Origin of the sequence: Paraprevotella xylaniphila YIT 11841, assembly GCF_000205165.1 — a bacterium.
Classification (GTDB): Bacteria; Bacteroidota; Bacteroidia; order Bacteroidales; family Bacteroidaceae; genus Paraprevotella; species Paraprevotella xylaniphila.
Map to the genome: position 1 here is coordinate 15,074 of NZ_GL883822.1, position 20,561 is coordinate 35,634.

Annotated in this window: 15 protein-coding genes and 1 tRNA gene; 4 read left to right on the top strand and 12 right to left on the bottom strand. The window is 51.3% G+C overall.

The window, feature by feature from the left end; translation table 11 throughout:
• Window positions 1–122: 122 nt before the first annotated feature.
• The 5 genes from HMPREF9442_RS02440 to HMPREF9442_RS02460 are packed head-to-tail and all read right to left on the bottom strand — an operon-like array spanning window position 123 to window position 5,841.
• Window positions 123–1,244 carry a porin gene (locus HMPREF9442_RS02440; protein WP_008624968.1) on the bottom strand — a complete coding sequence of 374 codons (1,122 nt, stop codon included), beginning with the start codon at window positions 1,242–1,244 and terminating at the stop codon, window positions 123–125.
• Window positions 1,241–2,449: an electron transfer flavoprotein subunit alpha gene (locus HMPREF9442_RS02445; RefSeq protein ID WP_253270990.1), complete on the bottom strand. Its 1,209-nt coding sequence runs from the start codon at window positions 2,447–2,449 to the stop codon at window positions 1,241–1,243. The genes HMPREF9442_RS02440 and HMPREF9442_RS02445 overlap by 4 nt, the downstream gene beginning before the upstream one ends.
• A 14-nt stretch (window positions 2,450–2,463) precedes the next feature.
• Window positions 2,464–3,249 (bottom strand): electron transfer flavoprotein subunit beta/FixA family protein, encoded by a 786-nt coding sequence (locus HMPREF9442_RS02450; RefSeq protein ID WP_008624970.1) that lies wholly within the window; start codon window positions 3,247–3,249, stop codon window positions 2,464–2,466.
• 34 nt (window positions 3,250–3,283) lie between these two features.
• Complete coding sequence (locus HMPREF9442_RS02455) at window positions 3,284–4,513, bottom strand: NAD(P)/FAD-dependent oxidoreductase (protein ID WP_008624971.1); 1,230 nt, start codon at window positions 4,511–4,513, stop codon at window positions 3,284–3,286.
• Entirely contained in the window at window positions 4,513–5,841 is a 1,329-nt protein-coding gene (locus tag HMPREF9442_RS02460; RefSeq protein ID WP_420850109.1) for a DUF5690 family protein, read from the bottom strand. Before HMPREF9442_RS02460 ends, HMPREF9442_RS02455 begins: the two co-directional genes overlap by 1 nt.
• 178 nt (window positions 5,842–6,019) lie before the next feature.
• On the opposite strand from HMPREF9442_RS02460, the gene HMPREF9442_RS02465 reads away from it, so the two are divergent.
• Window positions 6,020–6,928 carry a hypothetical protein gene (locus tag HMPREF9442_RS02465; RefSeq protein ID WP_008624973.1) on the top strand — a complete coding sequence of 303 codons (909 nt, stop codon included), beginning with the start codon at window positions 6,020–6,022 and terminating at the stop codon, window positions 6,926–6,928.
• A 74-nt stretch (window positions 6,929–7,002) separates the two neighbouring features.
• On the opposite strand, the gene HMPREF9442_RS02470 is transcribed toward HMPREF9442_RS02465, so the two are convergent.
• From HMPREF9442_RS02470 to HMPREF9442_RS16130, 3 genes are all read right to left on the bottom strand, one after another.
• The gene (locus tag HMPREF9442_RS02470) at window positions 7,003–9,018 is read right to left on the bottom strand and encodes a glycoside hydrolase family 97 protein (protein WP_008624981.1); all 2,016 of its coding nucleotides are present in this window, start codon (window positions 9,016–9,018) and stop codon (window positions 7,003–7,005) included.
• Window positions 9,019–9,156: 138 nt separating this feature from the next.
• A complete protein-coding gene (locus tag HMPREF9442_RS02475; protein WP_253270992.1) occupies window positions 9,157–11,481 on the bottom strand; it encodes a GH92 family glycosyl hydrolase in 2,325 nt (774 codons plus the stop codon).
• 286 nt (window positions 11,482–11,767) lie between these two features.
• Entirely contained in the window at window positions 11,768–11,905 is a 138-nt protein-coding gene (locus HMPREF9442_RS16130) for a hypothetical protein (RefSeq protein WP_157183519.1), read from the bottom strand.
• 67 nt (window positions 11,906–11,972) lie between these two features.
• On the opposite strand from HMPREF9442_RS16130, the gene HMPREF9442_RS02480 reads away from it, so the two are divergent.
• The 3 genes from HMPREF9442_RS02480 to HMPREF9442_RS02490 are packed head-to-tail and all read left to right on the top strand — an operon-like array spanning window position 11,973 to window position 17,709.
• Window positions 11,973–13,358 carry a sugar porter family MFS transporter gene (locus HMPREF9442_RS02480; RefSeq protein WP_040602518.1) on the top strand — a complete coding sequence of 462 codons (1,386 nt, stop codon included), beginning with the start codon at window positions 11,973–11,975 and terminating at the stop codon, window positions 13,356–13,358.
• Between the two features lie 11 nt (window positions 13,359–13,369).
• Window positions 13,370–16,714: a DUF5107 domain-containing protein gene (locus HMPREF9442_RS02485; RefSeq protein ID WP_008624989.1), complete on the top strand. Its 3,345-nt coding sequence runs from the start codon at window positions 13,370–13,372 to the stop codon at window positions 16,712–16,714.
• The gene (locus tag HMPREF9442_RS02490; protein ID WP_008624991.1) at window positions 16,705–17,709 is read left to right on the top strand and encodes an aldose epimerase family protein; all 1,005 of its coding nucleotides are present in this window, start codon (window positions 16,705–16,707) and stop codon (window positions 17,707–17,709) included. Before HMPREF9442_RS02485 ends, HMPREF9442_RS02490 begins: the two co-directional genes overlap by 10 nt.
• Window positions 17,710–17,829: 120 nt before the next feature.
• Here HMPREF9442_RS02490 and HMPREF9442_RS02495 read toward each other — a convergent pair whose 3' ends face one another.
• The 4 genes from HMPREF9442_RS02495 to HMPREF9442_RS02510 all read right to left on the bottom strand — a co-directional run bounded on the left by HMPREF9442_RS02495 (window position 17,830) and on the right by HMPREF9442_RS02510 (window position 20,524).
• Window positions 17,830–18,516: a DUF4276 family protein gene (locus HMPREF9442_RS02495; protein ID WP_253270993.1), complete on the bottom strand. Its 687-nt coding sequence runs from the start codon at window positions 18,514–18,516 to the stop codon at window positions 17,830–17,832.
• Complete coding sequence (locus HMPREF9442_RS02500; RefSeq protein WP_008624994.1) at window positions 18,483–19,577, bottom strand: AAA family ATPase; 1,095 nt, start codon at window positions 19,575–19,577, stop codon at window positions 18,483–18,485. The genes HMPREF9442_RS02495 and HMPREF9442_RS02500 overlap by 34 nt, the downstream gene beginning before the upstream one ends.
• 335 nt (window positions 19,578–19,912) lie before the next feature.
• A tRNA-Gly gene (locus tag HMPREF9442_RS02505) sits at window positions 19,913–19,988 on the bottom strand.
• A gap of 146 nt (window positions 19,989–20,134) precedes the next feature.
• Window positions 20,135–20,524: a rhodanese-like domain-containing protein gene (locus HMPREF9442_RS02510; RefSeq protein WP_008624996.1), complete on the bottom strand. Its 390-nt coding sequence runs from the start codon at window positions 20,522–20,524 to the stop codon at window positions 20,135–20,137.
• Window positions 20,525–20,561: the final 37 nt, after the last annotated feature.

The following is a 20,561-nucleotide window of genomic DNA, read 5'->3' on the forward strand; positions in this document are numbered from 1 at the left end:
CCTTCGGGAAATCCTTTTTTAATGGCCTTTATATCGTACTCCCCGATATAAAAGAACAGACAGATGCTCCCTTGCGAAAACATCCGTCTATTACGAATCCGAGAAATCAGATGAGGGCTGCCTCAAAAAATATATTGGACACGTAATTGCCCTAAGAATAGGTTTTTCTTGTAAAATTCATTGCAATGTTCTCCTACAAGGACATAACTTCCGTTCAGTTTTACGGCCAAATATTCATTCAAATAGAAATTGGCTCCCAACGAAACGTCGCTTTCCCGCCCGCCCATGATGCCGGCCCTGCCATCGTTCAAGTTCGTATAATTGAAACGTGCCGTGAGTTCTATTGCCTGTTTACTGCCCGGCCTGCCGGGAATACCGTACAGGTCGTCATACGCAAACCCTCTTCCCCGAACCAGAAAGCCTGCCTGCACATATCCTCCCTGCGGACGATAAGCCTCCCTTTCCGTACGATTGAGACGGTTCAGAAAGTATTCTCCCTGTACCATGAAACGCGGAGCGGTATAAAGTATCTCAAAAACGCCTTTGAGTTCTGTCCCTAAACGGTCCACGGTGGCTTCCATCAATGGAAACGGGAACATGGATGTCACGCCATCGTTCGATACAGTTTTTGTCGGCGGTTCCACTGTATTCACCGGTTTGGTACGGAAAGAAAAAGCACCACCCACATGCAAAAGATTCCCTTTCCACCGCTTGCGCCAAACACCCCGCGAAGTGGAAACCAAAGCGTTAACCTGCCCGTCACCGATTTTATTGATGTCGTTATGCGTATACAATCCCGTAGCCCAATATCCAAATGGCAGACTGGAATGATAGGTCACGCCGAGCTTGCGTCCGTCCGTAAAAGCCAATACGGACCCTGCCGACTGATGGAAGCGCATGTCTGCCGTACTGATAAGCATGTCCATGGAATAAGGTTCATAAGCATTTCCTAACGAAAGGACACCATGTTTAAAGTGATAGTTCAACAACAAATCCTTGATGGCTACTTTGTTTCCTCCCAAACCAATGTCGGCTTTCATTTCATATTGCCGGTAAGTGGCTTTAAAGCCCACACGGAAATCTTCCAAGCGATAATACCCCTGCACATTTTCCTTGCCATAACCGGACACAGCGGCATCCAGCAATGCCCTCGAACGAAACTTCACGGTCAGAGGTTCATCCGCCTGTGCCGTCATAAAGCAACTTCCCATGCCCAACCACACGCATGCCATCCATTTTCTCATACGCACCGGTTCAAAATGTTCATGAATTGCGGAAGTGCCTCTTCCACAGGTATTGCCCAACCATAATCCGCCACATTGAAGATAGGGGCCGTACGGTCCGGGTTGACGGCTATCACGCAACGCGCTCCGGTGATGGCCGCCGTATGCTGTATCTGTCCGCTGATACCGATGGCGATATACAAATCCGGAGCTATCGTATGCCCGGTCTGCCCCACTTGCACGGAAGCGTCCACCAACCCGGCTTCCACTGCCGCACGAGACCCGGCTACCGTCGCACCGATACGTTCGGCCCACTTCCGGATTTCATCGGCACATCTCCGCGTTTTCACTCCTCGTCCTATACCTATTATAATAGCACTGTCGTTCAGAGAAGTTCCGCCCACTTCTTCCGCCACGGTCTCCAACACGCGAACACGGCTGTCGGCTCTTCCGGCCTCATAAGCATGATAGACGATTTCCCTCTTCCTCGAAGTATCCTTCTGCCGGGCTTTCATCACCCCCGGACGTACGGAAGCCATTTGCGGCCTACAAACGGGGTTGACAATCGTAGCCATCAGGTTTCCTCCGAAAGCCGGACGTATTTGGCGCAACAGTCCGCTGTCCGCATCCATTTCCAACTCCGTACAATCTGCCGTCAATCCGGTGTGCAATACGGCTGCCAATCGTGCGGACAAACCACGACCGCATGGCGTAGCCCCGATAAGCAAGACCGAAGGATGCTGTTTGCGCACCAAGCCGGCTAACACTTCCGTATAGTTTTCCTCCACAAAATCCGACAGAAGCGGAGACTCCACCACGTGCACACGGTCTGCACCGGCGGCTATCAACTCATCCGCCCATACGGACACCTCACCGCCTATCAGCACAGCCTCGACCGGTTGGGGTCGGCAAGCCGCAAGTTCTGCAGCCTTTCCCAAAAGTTCCAAGCTTACCGGTGCCAAAGCTCCGTCCACGACTTCCGCCCACACCCAAATGCCATGGGAATCATCCACAGGCTGTTCCTGCCTTTCGTCTTGACGCTGCATCACCCAAGCTCCAACCGGACAAGCCTGCACACAACCGCCGCACAACCGGCAATTCTCTTCATCCACCTCCGGAAAGTCGCCCATACGGATAGCCCCATAGGCACAACTTTCGGCACATATTCCGCAGGATATACATTGCCCGGCCTGTAATTGAAGTATAAAATCCTTATCTTTATTCATTTTCATCTTGCTTTTTAAAAATTAGTTCCGCGCCTCATGCTTTCGCGGACGACTGCAAAAAACTGTTCCCCGTCGGGAAGCCATTCCACGTCTTTCTTCCGTCGAGGCACCATGGTAGACACTACTTGGGTTGGAGATGCCTGCAATCCGACCTGAGAAGGTTCCAGTCCCAAGTCGCATTCATCCCAATGAAGGATGGCCTGTCGCTGAGCCCACCGCCAACCGGCCAGTGTGGGACAATCCAGTTCCCCCGTCTCCCGACCAACCGTCACGACACAAGGCAAATCCACCTCCATACGTTGGAGTAAACGACCGGCCTTCTTCCTCACACATATACAAGTATCCGATATGTCCGAAACCTCCATCAAATGCGTCACTTGGGGAATATCCAACTGTCCGGCTACCTCAGGCCCCACTTGTGCCGTATCGCCATCCACCGCCATTTTCCCGAAAAGCAACAAGTCGTATTCACCCAACTTGCGCACGGCTGCCGCCAGTACCAGGCTCGTACACCACGTATCGCTTCCGGCAAATGCCTTGGAGGACAACAAAACCGCCTTATCCGCCCCTCTTTGCAAAGCCTCCCGGAGCACTTCTTCCGCCGAAGCGGGTCCCATGCTTACCGCCACTATCTCAGCCCCCGTCTGCCTTTTCAATTTTACTGCCGACTGCAAGGCATACAAGTCATCAGGATTTGTCCGGGTCATGGCCGACGAACGCTTCAGCGTCCGGGTTACAGGATCCATCTCTACCTTTGTAGACAAAGGCACTTGCTTTAAGAATACAATATACCGCTTCATATCTTTTGTTTTTTATCTTCCATATATCCGAACCCTATCCACCTTTCTTATTGGAACGGGCATCCGCACACCTTTTTTGAAACTCAGCCGAAAACGGGTCCACCGTCCCGAAACGGTCCGGTGCAAACCCGGACGGATCCACAAACGGCTCTTCCCGCAAAATCAATTCTGCGGCCAAGCGTCCCATACCTCCACCGGCGGCCACACCTCCTCCACAGCATCCGGCTACGGCATACAACCCTTCGTATGGACGCACCTGCCCGATAATGAACTTGGCATCCGGCACGTAACATGAAGGCCCGGCCACATAATGCGCGATACCCAATGTTTCTATGTCCGGAAGATAACGCTGTAGCAACGGGGCACACTCGTCGAGCACTTCCCATTCGGCGGCCTTATTGAAATCGAAATCCTCCAACTTATCCGTCAATGCGTCGGGATTGAAGGCTTGGCATTCACTTTCGCGCAAGCCGATAATCAACGCCCCCACATCCGAACGGGTGAAAGCACGGGCATCGGGAATCACCGTAAAAGGATGGTTTGCCGGAAAACGCCCGGGGTTTGTTCCCGTAATCCAAAAATGACTCCGCACCGGAGTAAAAGGAAGCCCTATCCCTAAAGGACGCATCAACAGGTTGGCCCACGAACCTGCGGCATTCACCACAACCGGTGCCAGTATTTTTTCCCCGTCCGCCAACTCCACTCCCGTCGCCTTGCCTCCAACAGCCACAATGGCTTTTACTTTCGTATTCGGACGCAATTCCGCCCCGAGAACTCGTGCAGCACGTGCATAACCGGAACACAACAACGCACAATCTATAAACGCATCCGTTAGCATGTAAAGTGCCTCTTCTACCGCCGAGACCTCCATCCAAGGAAGAAGTTCCTTCAAACGCCTCCGGTCGATACGTTCATTCGGTATTCCGAAACGTACGGCCGCTTCTTCCAATGCTTCGAGTTCTTTCAGCGATGCGTCGGACGAAGAAATGGTCACACTGCCGCACTGCTGCAGTTCGAGCGATTCCCCCAAAAGGTGCTCTATTTCATCGATGCAATCATACGTTTCCTGCACCATTTCCATCAAGGCCGGTTTAGTACGCGCCCGTGTCAACAGGCAGGCTGCACGGGACGAAGCCTGCGATGCTATCTCGTTGGCATCCAACAACAGCACCTTCCCCACCTTACGTTTGGCCAACTGATAAGCCGTGGCGCATCCCAACAAACCGCCACCGATAATTATCACATCATAATCCTGTTCCATCATCAAATAACATTATATTGAGGATTCATATACAAAGTCGTACGCTCCGTCTGTTCTTTTCTACGCCCTTGGGCGGAATACCGTTTATAAATCAATACGGCAGCCACCGTGAACAAGACCGCACAAACCGCGCCGACCGCGCATGCCATGTGGTTGTAAAGCGCAAACCACTCCATGTCGAAATTCAGAAACTCCTTGGTGGAAAGCAGGGTCACCGTACCCATGTAGCCGATGAAGTCGATAATGGCAATGAAGAACCCCACGTTTCCCCTGATACGGAAACAAGCGATGAAGCGATCGAAGAAAACCGTCTGGAAAGTCAGATAGGCAATGTAGAGGCACAAGCTCTGCACAAACAACCACACCACAGGCTGCCAATCCAATGCCTCATAATTCAGTGACACGTATGTCATGACCAAACAACCGGCAATGACCAGTCCCATCAGGCACATCAAAGCCCGGATGTTGCTGCGGAAGAAGATGAAAGCGGCAAATATCCCGAGGATGACCAACGTAACAATCGTATCCACCTGGGCGAAAAGCCAAGAAGACTGATTGCTCATATCCAGGATATTGACCAGAAAATCTTCCTTGATATCGCGCAGCACCAGCAACATGAAGTTGCCCACGAACAACAAGGTAAGAATCGGAGCGTAACTTCGGAACAAGAGCTTACGTCCGTTTCCGTCCAATGTCACACGTTCGTTACGCAACGCAATATCCTCTTCCGTAGGCTGTGGCAGACGCTTCAGCATATACCCCATAAAAACGAGAAGAGGCAAAGCAAAAGCTCCAATCACGGCAGGCATCCAAAACTGTCCCACGTGCATCTCGTTCATGGCAAACAAGCCGAAACTCTTAGCCACACCGGAACTGAACACCATGCTTACGCCCAACAGGCTGGCCAACATATCCGTCACCTTGCGTCCCTCGATAAAGCTGAATATCACGCCCCACATGCAACCGAGCGACAAGCCGTTCAAAAACATGGCCGCCACATTGAACGGAGGAGCCAACAGGCCGAAGCCGACCAAAGCCGCCTCGGCTGCTACCGCCGAACAGACGAAAAACTTGAAACGACGCTCCTTCTTCAACTCCGAAATCAACTTGATGCCAAAGAACTTGGCTATCACATAACCTAAAATCTGAATCGTCGTCACCACGACCTTGTAATCCGTGCCGAAAAAATCAAACCCCTCGAACGAAGCCGCCGTATAAGGTTTGCGCAAGGCATACACCAAAGAGTAGGAAAGCAAGGCCGCACCGCCCGCCCACAGGATGAGCAACGCATCCGAAAATCTTTTGTTCTTTACGATTTGTTCCATAACCATAGTTTTGTTTTCGGCTGCAAAACTATCCCAAACCGCCATCTGAAAAAATTAATTCATTATATATCATACGTCCGTCCAAACCCGTATTTATTATGTAACATTCATCTCACGGTAATGAAGCACGAAAGCAACAGGTTTGTAACATGGAAAACGTACCTTTGCCCCAAAGAACATACGTATGGACAAATTGGTATCACTCTACGAACGAATGAAGAAACTGCGCGAAGCCGGTGTACGGATGAAGGACATCTCCGAGGAGACGGGCATCGCGTCCAGCGTACTCTCCTCGCTCTATTCTTCCGTGCTCCCCACCTACATCAATCTGCTCTCCGGAGGATGCGGTACGGAAAGTGCGTTAGACCAAGGGCTGCAACAAGTCAACAACGTGTCGAAACGCAAACTGCAAGGTTGCCTCGACGAATTGTACGACAAAGTGAGCCACATCGAGCCACGTTTCGTTTCCAACAAAAACGGCAGACGACCTTTCCTGGACGACATCGAGAAAGAAGCCATCAAATACCTGCCCAATGCCGGCATCTATACCGGGCTTTACCAGTCTTACAGTTCTTCATCCTACTCCGACGGACTGAAAGTGGAGCCTTATATGATATCCTCTATCGTAGATGGCGACACCATGCCCAAAGTCTATTGCCAGAACCTGTCGGGTGACTACTATATCGGCGTGGGGCTGTTCTCACCGTTTCAAATCGGTTATCTGATGTTCAACGAACAAAAACGCCTGCAACTTGCCCTGAAGGTGGTCTACCTGCAACTGCCCATCATCGAGTATCCCCAAATCATGAAAGGAATCTATCTGACACACGACTATAACCGCAATCCGATCGCCCGGCGCATCCTCTTTGTCCGGCAAGGCGACGAAATCCCACTGGAAGAGTTTGCCGACTTACGCACAGAAGTAATCCCCAAAGCACAACTGACCGGAGAACTGTTGGAATACTATAATTACACTTGCTGCAACGAGGATATCATACGGAGCATGATGCTGATATCACCGGACAAGGATACCAAAGAACTCCAACGCGAAAAGCAACTCCTGAAAATCCTCAGTACACAAGAGGGTCCCTGAAGATACGGCACCCGCCATGCGAAAGGCCGCAGAAGGATATCTCCTTTTGCGGCCTTTCGCATAAAACCTTACTTTCATTCTTCCGTCAGACGAATCGCAAAGCCGCCTCCGCGAGCCATATCCAACGTCAGTTTCGTATTCCGGTCCACATTCATCGTCTCGCAGGCATACGTTGTCGGATGGTCGCCCGACTCCGGTTTATCCTTGAAAACCACGGCGCGGTAGGTCTTCCCGCGTTTCAGGAAACCGAAGTCCACCGTCACGCTGCGCGGTGTCCAGTTCGTCATGCCGCCCACGTACCAATCCTTACCGGTTTGTTTGGCCATCACGATGTACTCGCCCAGACGGGCATCGAGCGGAAGGGTCTTGTCCCACACCGAAGGAACTTTCGACAAGTAATCCAAGATGTCGGGATATTTGTTATATTCTGAAGGCGCGTCGCACAGGTAACCGATCCAATGGTCGAATATGACATACATGGACAAGACATGCGAACGCGTCCCCATATTCATCGGAGGGATGCTGTCCCGGTCACGCGGTTGGAACTCTTCGGGCGTCACGTTGCGCATGCCGCCCGGCGTGTAATCTTCCGGTCCGGCCAATGAACGGATGAAGGGGAAACGTGTATGGTATTCGGGCGTGATGGTCTTTTCCCAGAAATTGCATTCAGCCCCTCTCACGGCCTCATAATTCATCACGTTGGGGTAAGTACGGTTCAAGCCCACCGGTACGGGACAACCGTGGAAGATGGCCACCATCCGGTACTGCGCCAACCGTTCGGCAAATTCGCGCCCCCAGCGCATGGCAATCTGGTCGTTGCGTTCGAAGAAATCAATCTTGGCACCCGCCACCCCGCACTCGTGCATCTGCTTGATCCAATCGTCCGGATTCTCCAAGGGGCAACTGGCCCAAGTCCAAACCAATATCTTCACGTTCTTTCCCCGGGCATAGTCGCACAATTCCTTGATGTACTCCATTTTCCATCCGGCATCGAGCGTCATGTACTCTATACCGTTCTCCGAAGCCCAGTCTACATAGTATTTATAAAGTTGCAACGAAAGATGTTTGTTCCCCACCGGGAAGTCCACGCCTTCCACCACGGCTTTGTGCCACCATTCCCAAGCACTCTTTCCGGGTTGTATCCACGAGGTATCCTCAATCTTGCAAGGTTCGGCCAACATGTAGACCAACTCATTGTTCAACAACGTCTTGTCGTCGTCGGACACGATCATGACGCGCCACGGGAACGTACGGTCGCCTCCCGTCCTTGCAATGTAATCCTCACGTGAAATCACCAAATGGTTGGAATACCAACGGTAAGGGTTCGACGGGTCTCCGTCCATCACTTCTTTGGGGTAGGCCGCCCACTTTCCGCGCATGGCATTCTGCCCGGCGGCTTCCATATACAAGCCGGGATAATCGTAAGTGTCCGATTCCGTCACCACCACCTTGTAGGGCTTGCCGGGATACTCGAAGAGCACCGGAGAAACGGAAAAACGACCGGCCGGAATCTCACCCGGCGAACGATACACCTTGTAAAGCCGCTCGAAATTACGGTAGCCCTGATGAATCTGGTGCACCTTGCCCGACTGTTCACGCTCGGGTGCGGTATTGCTGTCGCACTCCGGGAAATACACCGTAGGGGTAAAAGCAAAATTGAACACGGCATCTTCGCTGTTGATAATGATTTCCTTGTCCCAGTGCGTCACGAAACGGTAAGCCCACCCTTCGTTGTAGGCTCTCACGACCAGGTCGTAGTCCGTGCCGTAAGACAACACTATTTCATTGTACGCCTCTTCCAGGGTCTTGTTTTTCCCCGCCACGACGTCTATCTTGCGGTTCACACGGTCTTTCTTCACAGAGGTCACGGGGTCGCCTCCCACGTTACGCCCGTCGGACAGGTTCATCCCTACCACCGAAGGTTCCACCAACTTCACCTTATCGTACCACACTTCAAATTCCGTACACCCATCCACACGGAGCTTCACCTCCAGTTTCTTGTCGGGCGAAGCCAATTTGTACTCTTCCGCTCTCAGGGCAAACGTCCAACAGAAGAATACTACCAAAGATAACATGATTTTTTGAGCCATATCGCTATATAGATTTAAGAATGATTATTCGTCTGCAAAGTAAGCCTGTTTCACTAAAAGCCGGAATGGAGAGAATCACTTATCACATGGACAATTTTGCGATTCTCTCCATTCCTATATGACTTGCCGTACAGCCGCTCATTCCACACCCCACTGCTTGTTCGGCGTACGCCCCAACACGAAATGCAACTCACCGCCACGGACGATATCCTCGTGGTCGATGTAACAACGGTTGTAAGGCTTGCCGTTCAGCGTGGCGGACTGGATGTAACAGGCATCGGGCGCATTCCCCTCCGTAGTGACTACAAACTTACGGCCTTTGGCATAACGGCGGTCGAGCGCAATCTCCACACGGTCGAACACCGGTGCTGTCAATTCATAACGCGTCTCGCCCGGACAAAGCGGATGGAATCCCGCTGAAGCCAGTATATACCAAGCCGACATCTGCCCCACATCTTCATTGCCGCATAGACCGGCCAGATTGTTCTTGTAAGCGTCGGCGCAAATCACACGCGTCCAGTACTGCGTGAGCCACGGTGCCCCCAAGCGGTTGAAGAGGAAAGGCACGTGGTGCACAGGTTCATTGGCATGGTTGTAATAGGGATTCCAATAAAATTCGTGCGGCGTGTTTTCAAAAAAGGATTCCAAATCGGCTAGCACTTTGTCGCGACCGCCCATGATTTCCACCATGCCGGGCACGTCGTGCGGCACGAACCAACCCTGTTGATAGGGATTGCACTCCATGCAACCGTACCACTCCTGCAAGCGTCCCTTTTCCGGCCAGTCCGCCCATGAGCCGTCGGCATTGCGCACGCGGAACCATCCCTTTTCCTTATCGAAGATTTTACGGTATGCCTGCCCACGCCGGTGATAGATGCCGGCATCCTCCGTCTTGCCCAGAGCCTCGGCCCATTCGCCTACACACCAGTCGAAGTATCCGTATTCCAACGTTTCCGATATGCCGCTGCCGCCGGGCGAGTATCCCAGTTCCGGATGATGGCCGATGCGGTCGGCTGTCTGACGGGCAAAGCGGTAAGCTTTCTCCACGTCGTATCCGCGTATGCCTTTCATATAGGCATCGACGATGACGGCTATGGCCGGATTACCCAACATACAGCCGCTGTAAGCGTTCAGGAACTCCCAACGTTCGTACACGCCCGTACCGTTTTCCTCGGCCAGAGTGACAAACGAGTTGATCATGTCGTTCACCACCTCCGGATTGATAAGGTTTTGCAGGGGGAACTGGCTGCGGAACACATCCCAACCGCTGAATACCGTACGCTTCTTGAATGCGTCGGTCTTGTACACCTTCCGGTCTCCTCCTACGTATTCACCCGTCACGTCGCGATAGTCACGCGGGTCTATCATAGTGTGGTACAGCGAAGTATAAAAAATCGTGCGCTCATCCTCCGTCCCCCCGAAGATTTTGATTTTCGACAAGGCCTCGTCCCACAGCGCAGCCGCCTTTTCGCAATACCGCTCGAAGTCCTTTCCCTTCAATTCGGCTTTGAAGTTCGCCTCCGCCCCCTCCAGACTGACAAAGGAAATGGCCGTGCGCATCAGCACCTGTTCACCCTCGCACGTGGGAAACTCCGTATAAAATCCCAGGTGGTCTCCCTCCATGCGGTCGGGACGTTCCGTCACCTTCGCCCGACGCACCGCCTCGGCAAATTCCGGCGAAGTCACGTTTTCCAACTTGCGCCCCATGCCTTCGGGAAATTCGGCCGACCATACGCCGTAACGTTCCAACGGCTTGCTGAAACGGGTGTAAAAGTAGACCGTATAATCGGCCTTCCCTCCCCCGTTGCCCCAACCGCCTCCGTCGGGCGTGCAACGCATCCATCCGCAGATTGTGTAGTCGTCCACACGCTCCACGTACTGCCGGACAGACGTACCGCCCACACGGCGGGCCAAGTCGATTTGAATGCGCGAACATTCGTTTTCCGGATAAGTGAAACGCATGACCCCGCCGTGAGGCGTGGCCGTCAGCTCCGCCCGGATGTCATAATCGGTCAGGCGGACAGCGTAATATCCTGCACGTGCCGTCTCGCTCTCCTTGTCGTAACGCGAACGGTAGCCCTCTTCCGGACGTTCCGCCTCGCCGCGATACGTATGCAAAGGTCCTGTGGTGGGCATCACCAGATAATTCCCCAAATCGCCATACCATCCGACACCGCTCATCTGGGTCAAGGCAAAGCCTTCGATGGTCGTATGTTCATAACTGTACCCCGAACCGTTGTCGCCTCCGGTAATGGTATTGGGGCTGACCTGCGTCATGCCCCACGGCGTAGCCACACCAGGAAAGGTCTTTCCCAACCCATGTTCGGCCTTGGCCATTTGCGTGTTCGTCGTGGCTCCAATAAACGGATTTACATACTCCGACAAGCGTTTCCCGCCACGAGCCTGCACGCCCAAAGACCACACGACCGCTATGGTCAGCACTCCGGCCTGCTTCAAATTCATCTTTATTTCCATGATATTCCGTATGATGTTCAAGTAGTATAACTCAGCGTACAAAAGTACGAAAAGAAAGCCTTACCCTTGTTCCAAATTCTCGTCAAAAACAAACAAATTCGCTCCAAAGTCAATATTTTTTAGAGTAGGGCAAAAAACAGAAACCCCGCACATAGTACATTAATATCCAATCACTTACAACTCCTCAAAAACTCTCAGGAGATTGATTTTTCATTCTGCGCCAAATGATTTTTCGTTCTCAGGAGACTGATTTTTCGTTCTGCGCCAAACGATTTCACAAACTCCGCCCAACAAGCCACCGTCCCCTGTTTGTCAAAATAAACCACCACGCCTCCGGCATTCCGAACGGCCTCCTGTCGCCCCAAAAACGCCCCACCGTAAAATCGTCCATATCATAAGTGATTCTATCCATTTTCCGAACCGTAAAAAGCATGTTACTTTGCATCCGGAAACAAACAAACTTAAATCAACTCATTCACATGAAGACGAAAACGAATCTTTACCTGTTTTTGATTGCGCTGATTTCCGCCATGGGCGGATTCCTCTTCGGTTACGACTGGGTCGTCATCGGTGGCGCGAAACCTTTCTATGAACAATATTTCCAGATTGCAGACAGCCCTACGATGCAGGGTTGGGCCATGAGCAGCGCGTTGATAGGCTGCCTCATCGGTGCGTTGAGCGCAGGCAAGCTGAGCGACCGGCTGGGACGTAAACCGATTCTGATTGTGGCCGCCGGACTGTTTATCTGCACAGCCATAGGTACCGGTGCCGTAAACTCTTTCGGATGGTTCAACGTGTTCCGCCTCATCGGCGGATTCGCCATCGGTATCGCCTCGAGCCTTTCTCCCATGTATATAGCGGAAATCGCTCCGGCCCACCTGCGCGGACGTTTCGTGTCCATCAACCAGCTGACGGTGGTACTGGGTATCCTCAGCGCACAAATCGTCAACTGGCAGATTGCCGAACCGGTGGCCGACCATGCCACAGCCGAAATGATCCGTCTGTCATGGAACGGGCAAACGGGATGGCGGTGGATGTTCTGGGCCATGGCCGTACCCGCTGCGCTGTTCTTCTTCTTCAGTTTCGTGTTGCCCGAAAGCCCGCGTTGGTTAGCTTCGTCGGGATATAAGGAGAAAGCATTCAGAATCTTCACGAAGATAGGCGGCGAGGCACATGCCCGTGAAGAACTGGCCGCCATCGAAGCCGCCTCGTGCGAAAAGACCGTGGAGGGCGGATTCCGGCAGTTGCTCCATCCCTCGATGCGCAAAATCCTGCTCATCGGAGTGGTAATGGCCGTGTTGCAGCAATGGTGTGGCATCAACGTCATCTTCAACTATGCCCAGGAAATCTTCATGGCTGCCGGTTACGGCGTGTCCGACGTGTTGATGAACATCGTGGTGACGGGAGTAACCAACGTGATTTTCACCATTCTGGCCATGTGCGTGGTAGACCGTTGGGGACGCAAGGCACTGACACTCTTCGGCGCGTTCGGCCTGACGTTGATCTACGCTTTCATGGGCGCAGCCTACTGGTTCCACATCAGCGGCGTACTGCTGCTTGTCATCGTGGTGGCCGCCATCGCCTGCTATGCCATGACATTGGCTACGACCATGTGGGTCATCATCTCCGAAATATTCCCCAACCGCATACGGGGTGTGGCCATGTCTGTTTGCACATTTGCCTTGTGGGCAGCCTGCTTCATACTGACTTACACGTTCCCTGTACTGAACACGGGACTGGGCGCAGCCGGGACATTCTGGCTCTATGGCATCATCTGCCTCGCAGGAGGCATCTTCGTATGGCGCCGCCTGCCTGAGACGAAAGGCAAGAGCCTGGAAGAAATCGAACACGAACTTATCCAATAACTTCATACATCATGGAAAAAATCACATCCTATTTGATTCAAAGCACGGTGAACACCTCCGAGGTGCGTGCATGGGAAGAGGACATCCTGCTCCCCACCTACGAAATCGGCAAGGAAGAAAAGAACCCGATTTTCTTGGAAAAACGTGTATACCAAGGCAGCAGCGGCGTGGTCTATCCTTATCCCGTGGTAGAGAAAATCTCCGACGAGAAGAAAGACAAGCTTTACCATGCGCTCTTCATCGAGAACGAATATATCAAGGTGATGATACTCCCGGAACTGGGCGGACGCATCCACATGGCCTACGACAAGGTGAAGCAACGCCACTTCGTGTACTACAACCAAGTGGTGAAGCCCGCGCTCGTCGGGTTGACCGGCCCGTGGATTTCGGGCGGCATCGAGTTCAACTGGCCGCAGCACCACCGCCCGTCCACCTTCCTGCCCACGGACTTCTCCATCGAGGAGCATGCCGACGGCAGCAAGACGGTATGGTGCAACGAAGTGGAACGCATGTTCCGCACCAAAGGCATGCAGGGCTTTACGCTCTATCCGGGCAAGTCGTACATCGAAATCAACGTGAAGATTTACAACCGTACGTCTTTCCCGCAGACGTTCCTGTGGTGGGCCAACCCGGCCGTGGTGGTCAACGACCACTACCACTCGGTGTTCCCGCCCGACGTGAATGCCGTGTTCGACCATGGCAAGCGCGACGTGTCGTCGTTCCCCATCGCCACGGGCACTTACTATAAACAAGACTATTCCGCCGGTGTGGACATCTCGAAATACAAGAATATCCCCGTGCCGACATCTTACATGGCCATCCAGTCGAAATTCGACTTCGTGGGCGGATATGAAGAAGACGTGAAAGGCGGATTGCTCCACGTGGCCGACCATCACGTGTCACCGGGAAAGAAACAATGGACATGGGGCAACGGTGACTTCGGACGCGCTTGGGACCGCAACCTGACGGACGAGGACGGCCCGTACATCGAACTGATGACGGGCATGTACACCGACAACCAGCCGGACTTCACGTGGTTGCAACCCTACGAGGAAAAGTCGTGGAAACAGTACTTCATGCCCTACGCCGAAGTGGGCTACGTGAAGAACGCCACCAAGGACGCATTGCTGAACATGGAAGTCAAGGAGGGAAAAGGCAAAGTCATCCTGTACACCACCGGAGTGAACAAGGACGTGCATGTGTTCGTCAAGGACAACGTGGGCGGTGCCACCCTTTTCGACAAAGTCATCTCCATCTCTCCGGCAGAACCGTTCCAAGCAGAATTTGCAGCCGAGGGCTTGAAAGACGAAGACATATTGGTTGAAATCCGCAACCACGAGGGCCGCATTTTGGTAAGCTATCAGGCTGACAAACCGGAAATCAAGCCCGTACCGGATCCGGCCAAGGCTGCCAAAGACCCGAAGGACATCGCGTCCATCGAACAGCTCTACCTCACGGGACTCCATTTGGAGCAATACCGCCACGCGACTTACAACCCGATGGACTACTATGAAGAAGCACTGCGCCGCGAACCGGGCGACGTGCGTTGCAACAACGCCATGGGGTTGCTCCTGATGCGCAAGGGACAATTCGCCAAGGCCGAAGGCTATTTCCGTAAAGCCGTCGAAACCCTGACGGAACGCAACCCGAACCCATACGACGGTGAACCGTATTACAATCTGGGTTGGAGCTGTCTGATGCAGGACAAAACGGACGAGGCATACGACGCGTTCTTCAAATCGGCCTGGAATGCCGCTTGGCAGGATGCCGCCTATTACAACTTGGCCGCCATCGACTGCCGCCGGGGCAACTTCGAGAAAGCACTCGACCTGATAGACCGCTCGCTCGTGCGCAACTGGCACCACCACAAGGCACGCCAACTGAAAGCTTCCATCCTGCGCCACTTGGGACGTAAGGAAGAAGCCCTCGACCTGATAGCGGAATCGCTCAAGATAGACCGCTTCAACATGGGATGCCGCTTCGAGCAATATCTTCTCACGGACGACGACAACGTACTGAAGGAAATGCAGCGACTGATGCGCGGCGCAGCCCACGTCTACATCGAATACGCACTCGATTTCGCACAGGCCGGACTTTACGACGAGGCCATCAACTTGTTGGAGGGTTACGCCGCCACACAAGGCGAAGTCTACCCGATGGTACATTACGCGTTGGGCTACTGCCACTCACGTAAAGGCGACACAGTCAAGGCACTCGAATATTACAAAAAGGCCGAACAGGACGACCATTCTTACTGCTTCCCCAACCGCATCGAAGAAGTATTGGTGTTGCAGGATGCGATGAAAGAGAACCACGAAGCCTGTGCCAAAGCGGCCTACGCCCTCGGCAACTTCTGGTATGCCGCACGGCAATACGACAATGCCATCACATGTTGGGAGGCATCAGCCGCCATCGACCCGGCGTTCCCCACCGTATGGCGCAACCTCTCGCTGGCTTACTACAACAAACGCAACAATCCGCAGAAGGCGGTGGAAACACTGGAGAAAGCATACCGCCTCGATGAAAGCGATGCCCGCATCCTGATGGAACTGGACCAGCTCTACAAACGGCTCGGACATCCGCAAGCGGAACGTCTCGCATTCCTCGAAGCCCATCCGGCCGAAACGGAAAGCCGCGACGACTTGGCCATCGAGCGCATCACGCTCTACAACCAATTGGGACGCTATGAAGAGGCCAAGGCACTGATTGCCGCCCGCAAGTTCCATCCGTGGGAAGGCGGTGAAGGAAAAATCACGGGACAGTACACCACCTGCCATGTGGAACTGGCCAAAATCGCCCTGCGCGAACACCGTTATGCCGATGCTTTGACTTTATTGCAGGCCACAGACCAATACCCGTACAACTTGGGCGAGGGCAAACTCATCAATGCCGAAGAGAACGACATCTGGTATTACAAAGGACTGGCTTACCGCGGACTGGGAGACGAAGAAAACGCCAAGCTTTGGTTGCACAAGGCCACCCAAGGCTCTGCCGAACCGCAACAGGCGTTTTTCTACAACGACGCACAACCGGACAAGATTTTCTATCAGGGACTGGCTTGGCGCGCATTGGGCGAGGAAGGTAAGGCACGCGGACGCTTCAACAAGCTCATCAAGCATGGTGAGAAACACTTGTTCGACCATTGCCGCATAGACTACTTTGCCGTATCGTTGCCCGACCTGGCCATCTGGGAGGACAATCTGGACAAGCGCAACGCCATACACTGCAATTATGTGATGGGGTTGGGTTACCTCGGATTGGGCGACAAGGCACATGCCATGGAATATTTGGACAAGGCACGCACATTGGACATCAACCACCAAGGCGCACAAATCCATCGTGAATTATGCGAATAAACACACAAGTGATCTGTAATATGCCGACGGGCACCCCGGTCTACGGCTTCCGGTTGACGAACTCAACCGGAGCCGTGGTTGAACTGACCAACTGGGGTGCCCGTTGGCTTTCTGCCATCGTGCCGGACAGGAATGGAGAGATGGCGAATGTACTCGTCAGTCCGGCCGACCCGCTGTCGGACGAGTTCTACATGGGTGCCATCGTGGGCCGCTTTGCCAACCGCATCGGAGGCGCACGCCTCTGCATCGATGGGCAAACCTACGAACTGGAAAAAAACGACGGGCAGAACACCAACCATGGCGGCTTCTCCGGCTTCGACCGCATGCTGTGGGACTGGGAAATTTTGGACGACGGTGTACGCTTCAAGCGGCTTTCTCTTGACGGAGAGGGAGGTTACCCTGGCAATGTTCACGTAACAGTGGAATACCGTTGGACCGATGATAACGAACTGTCCATTCGTTACTATGGAACGACAGACAAGGCAACCTTTCTGAATCTGACGAACCATGCCTACTTCAATTTGGGCGGCAAAAAAGAGCGAATCACAGGGCACATATTACACATCCCGTCACATACGATGTTGGACACCACCCCACAGTTCATCCCTACGGGAAAACGGGTAAATGTGGACGGCACGCCTTTCGATTTTACTTCAGCCAAGCCCATCGGACAGGACTTATATGACGACCACGAGCAACTGAAATGGAACAAAGGCTACAACCACTGTTACATACTGAAAACAGAAAAGTCTCCCGACATGGTGGAGGCCGCCCGGTTGTCCAACCCCACCACGGGCCGCAGCCTGACGGTAAAAACCGACCTGCCCTCCGTACTGCTCTACACAGCCGGTTATTACGTCTACCCCGATACCGCCGTCTGCCTCGAAACGCAATACTATCCCGACACGCCATCGCATCCCGATTTCCCCTCCTGCCTGTTGCGCCCCGGGGAGGAATACCGGCAAACTACGGTGTTCCGGTTCGATACGGAATAAGACTTTACATCACCAACACGCCCCAAAATGCGTGTTGGCTTTTTCCAAACACTATAGAATCATCAGATATAAACAACCGACTTTCTGCCTTCATACAATATGCCCCGAACCTCATTCAACCTATATTTTACAGGTGTCAATGATTTGGGTTATCCACCTATTGAATCTCGGACATTTTTCAAGCATACTCATTATCCCCACCTCCAATGCTATTAAGTTTCCCTCCAACACTTTATTGTAATCAGATTTCAAGGCCAACAATCTTTTAGAAGGTGCTCCCTCTGGAGATGAATTTATATCCTCTGGATTTTCATACGAGGAAACAATATTACCTGTTCTTTTAGCACATTCTTCTGGAAAATAGTATGCAAAGCCATTATTATTAGAAAACAAAAGAGCCTCAAATTCATGTAACTGGATATAAGAAAAGAAACGTCTATCTCCGATATTTTCATTCATAGCGCTTTCCAGTGCTTCGACACGCTCTATTTTACTGGCTTTCGCCATACATTCTTCATACCTTGGCATGGTGTTAGGTATCCTGAAAAAATCAATAAATGTAGTCACAACAAAATCCTTTCTTGAAGATTTCAGAAGCAATTTTACGGTATTCCATAAATGTTGGTAATTCACCATTCCACCTCTCCCGTTCCTACTGGTCCGGATTAAAACAGGAGTAATGCTAAATACACCAAATCCCTGTAAATAAGGAGAGATAACAGTATTGACAAACTCCTGCTCAGTTTGTCCTTCCACAACAATATATACACGTCTCATAGCTGTCCTCCTATCATATTCTTCTCCCACAAATCACTAATAGACAAATCGTATTCATCCATCCATGTCGCCAAATCCTCTTCTGACAAATGCCTAAAAACAGATTGGCTTTCAACCCTATCCACAACTATAATATCTTTCACATCAAAACAATTCACTAAATTTGTAGATTGTGTGGATAAAATAATCTGACTCTTATTGGATGCACGTTTAACAAGTTCGGCAAACTTATTTATAGCAGCAGGATGCAAACCAAGCTCGGGCTCATCAATCACAATAATCTCGGGGGTTTTTGATTGCAACAGTAAAGTGGCCAAAGCAATAAAACGTAAAGTTCCATCCGAAAAACTGTATCCGTTAAGATACATATCAGTCTCCTTTTCTTCCCATTCCAGACGTATTCTTTCCTTATCATTCACATCCGGACGTAACTTGAAACACTTAAAATAAGGCGCAATGGAACTTACCACCCCTTCTATCAACCGAAAATTAGTTTCATCATTCCGCATCATAGAATAGAGAAATGCCGCCAAATTAGAACCATTGTCACGAAGGTATTCGTTATCATTGATATTACAATCTCCACGCATAGGAGAACTTGCACTGGTATCATGAAAATGATATACCGTAAAACTACTCAAATATTTCTTTAAATAACCGGCCCTCCATTTGAGATTTTGGATTAAAGAAGATTCTTCAACAGCGGAATCCCATAGCGTCTTATTCCATTCCGTATAATCCTTACCTTCTGTATGGAAATTATTGAAATAATCCCCCGTTTTTTCTATAAATCCCTTATTGGATTGCGCGGGTTTTATTTCAAAAAAGAAAGCATTATTATTGTCGAAATCCAACAATCCATGGATGGAAGGAGATACCTTCCTCCCACGATACAACAAGCTGTCAATACCACCTTTTGACAAAGTATAACTTCCGAACCGTTGCTCATATATGGCTTTCGTCAATTCAAAAAATGAGATAAAATTACTTTTACCCACACCGTTTGAACCAATGAGCACATTCAATCGGTTTAAGGGTAAAGACAAATCCCTTATCGACTTATAATTCTTTATTATAACCTGCTCTATCATATCATACTGTTTTTATTATTCCAATCAGTCCCATAAACTCAAAACACATCTCACAAAGCCATGAAACCCCTTCATCCCATTTTGATTTATCATCCATATCAAAAGAGCATACTTTTATCTTTCATTACTTGTACTCCACACAAATATACTATATTCACACAACTCCAACAATCATATTATGGATTAAAGATAAAGTATTAACGATATTTTATGGCACATATCAAGACCTTGCACAGCCATGTTGCATTAAACATTATAACAGGGCTATCCGAACAAATGCCCTTTACCTCACGGATACAACAAAAAAGACCTGCTGAAAAACAGCAAGTCTTACATGGAGCGGAAAACGGGACTCAAACCCGCGACCCCCAGCTTGGAAGGCTAGTGCTCTATCGACTGAGCTATTTCCGCGTGATCTCCTTGAAATCGGATGCAAAGATAATGAAAAGAGCCATTATATGCAAGCCTATCGCGAAATTACAGTCATTTTTTACCCAGAATAGTTTCTCCTTTCCACTGGAGCAGCCCCGGACTCATCCATTTCAAGACTTGCCCCGTCACAGTCCGGCCTGCTTCCATTCCATGTATCCACCGTCAAGTTCCACTACCTTATAATGAAGCTCACTCAGAATCCGTGCAGCTTTCTTGCTGCGTTTCCCACTCCGGCAATACAAGGCTATGGTCTTGTTCTTCGGTAAAACGGCCTTGCTCTTCTGTTCGAAATCCGGTTGTAACACGTCTATGTTCATCGCCCCGGCAATATGCCCCTCCGCATATTCTTCGTCCGTACGTACATCTAAACGCACGACCGCCGTATCGGCAATGCATTCTTTGAATTCCGCTACGGAAAGCGAACGGAAATCCCCGTCCGAAACATGGCAACCGAAAAGGCTGCTCAAAAATGCACTCATTCCCATGGCTACCCCCAATATATAGAAACGTCTCATACTTCTCATTCTTTAATCCCCAATCAACAAAAACCGC

What these genes read in the sequence shown, in the direction of transcription:
- HMPREF9442_RS02485 (WP_008624989.1), top strand. Translation starts at nt 13,370, where the DNA reads ATGGAAAAAATCACATCCTATTTGATTCAAAGCACGGTGAACACCTCC.
- HMPREF9442_RS02475 (WP_253270992.1), bottom strand. Translation starts at nt 11,481, where the DNA reads ATGAATTTGAAGCAGGCCGGAGTGCTGACCATAGCGGTCGTGTGGTCT.
- HMPREF9442_RS02445 (WP_253270990.1), bottom strand. Translation starts at nt 2,449, where the DNA reads ATGAATAAAGATAAGGATTTTATACTTCAATTACAGGCCGGGCAATGT.
- HMPREF9442_RS02465 (WP_008624973.1), top strand. Translation starts at nt 6,020, where the DNA reads ATGGACAAATTGGTATCACTCTACGAACGAATGAAGAAACTGCGCGAA.
- HMPREF9442_RS02480 (WP_040602518.1), top strand. Translation starts at nt 11,973, where the DNA reads ATGAAGACGAAAACGAATCTTTACCTGTTTTTGATTGCGCTGATTTCC.
- HMPREF9442_RS02440 (WP_008624968.1), bottom strand. Translation starts at nt 1,244, where the DNA reads ATGAGAAAATGGATGGCATGCGTGTGGTTGGGCATGGGAAGTTGCTTT.
- HMPREF9442_RS02510 (WP_008624996.1), bottom strand. Translation starts at nt 20,524, where the DNA reads ATGAGACGTTTCTATATATTGGGGGTAGCCATGGGAATGAGTGCATTT.
- HMPREF9442_RS02460 (WP_420850109.1), bottom strand. Translation starts at nt 5,841, where the DNA reads ATGGTTATGGAACAAATCGTAAAGAACAAAAGATTTTCGGATGCGTTG.
- HMPREF9442_RS02490 (WP_008624991.1), top strand. Translation starts at nt 16,705, where the DNA reads ATGCGAATAAACACACAAGTGATCTGTAATATGCCGACGGGCACCCCG.
- HMPREF9442_RS02450 (WP_008624970.1), bottom strand. Translation starts at nt 3,249, where the DNA reads ATGAAGCGGTATATTGTATTCTTAAAGCAAGTGCCTTTGTCTACAAAG.
- HMPREF9442_RS02470 (WP_008624981.1), bottom strand. Translation starts at nt 9,018, where the DNA reads ATGGCTCAAAAAATCATGTTATCTTTGGTAGTATTCTTCTGTTGGACG.
- HMPREF9442_RS02455 (WP_008624971.1), bottom strand. Translation starts at nt 4,513, where the DNA reads ATGATGGAACAGGATTATGATGTGATAATTATCGGTGGCGGTTTGTTG.
- HMPREF9442_RS16130 (WP_157183519.1), bottom strand. Translation starts at nt 11,905, where the DNA reads ATGGATAGAATCACTTATGATATGGACGATTTTACGGTGGGGCGTTTT.
- HMPREF9442_RS02500 (WP_008624994.1), bottom strand. Translation starts at nt 19,577, where the DNA reads ATGATAGAGCAGGTTATAATAAAGAATTATAAGTCGATAAGGGATTTG.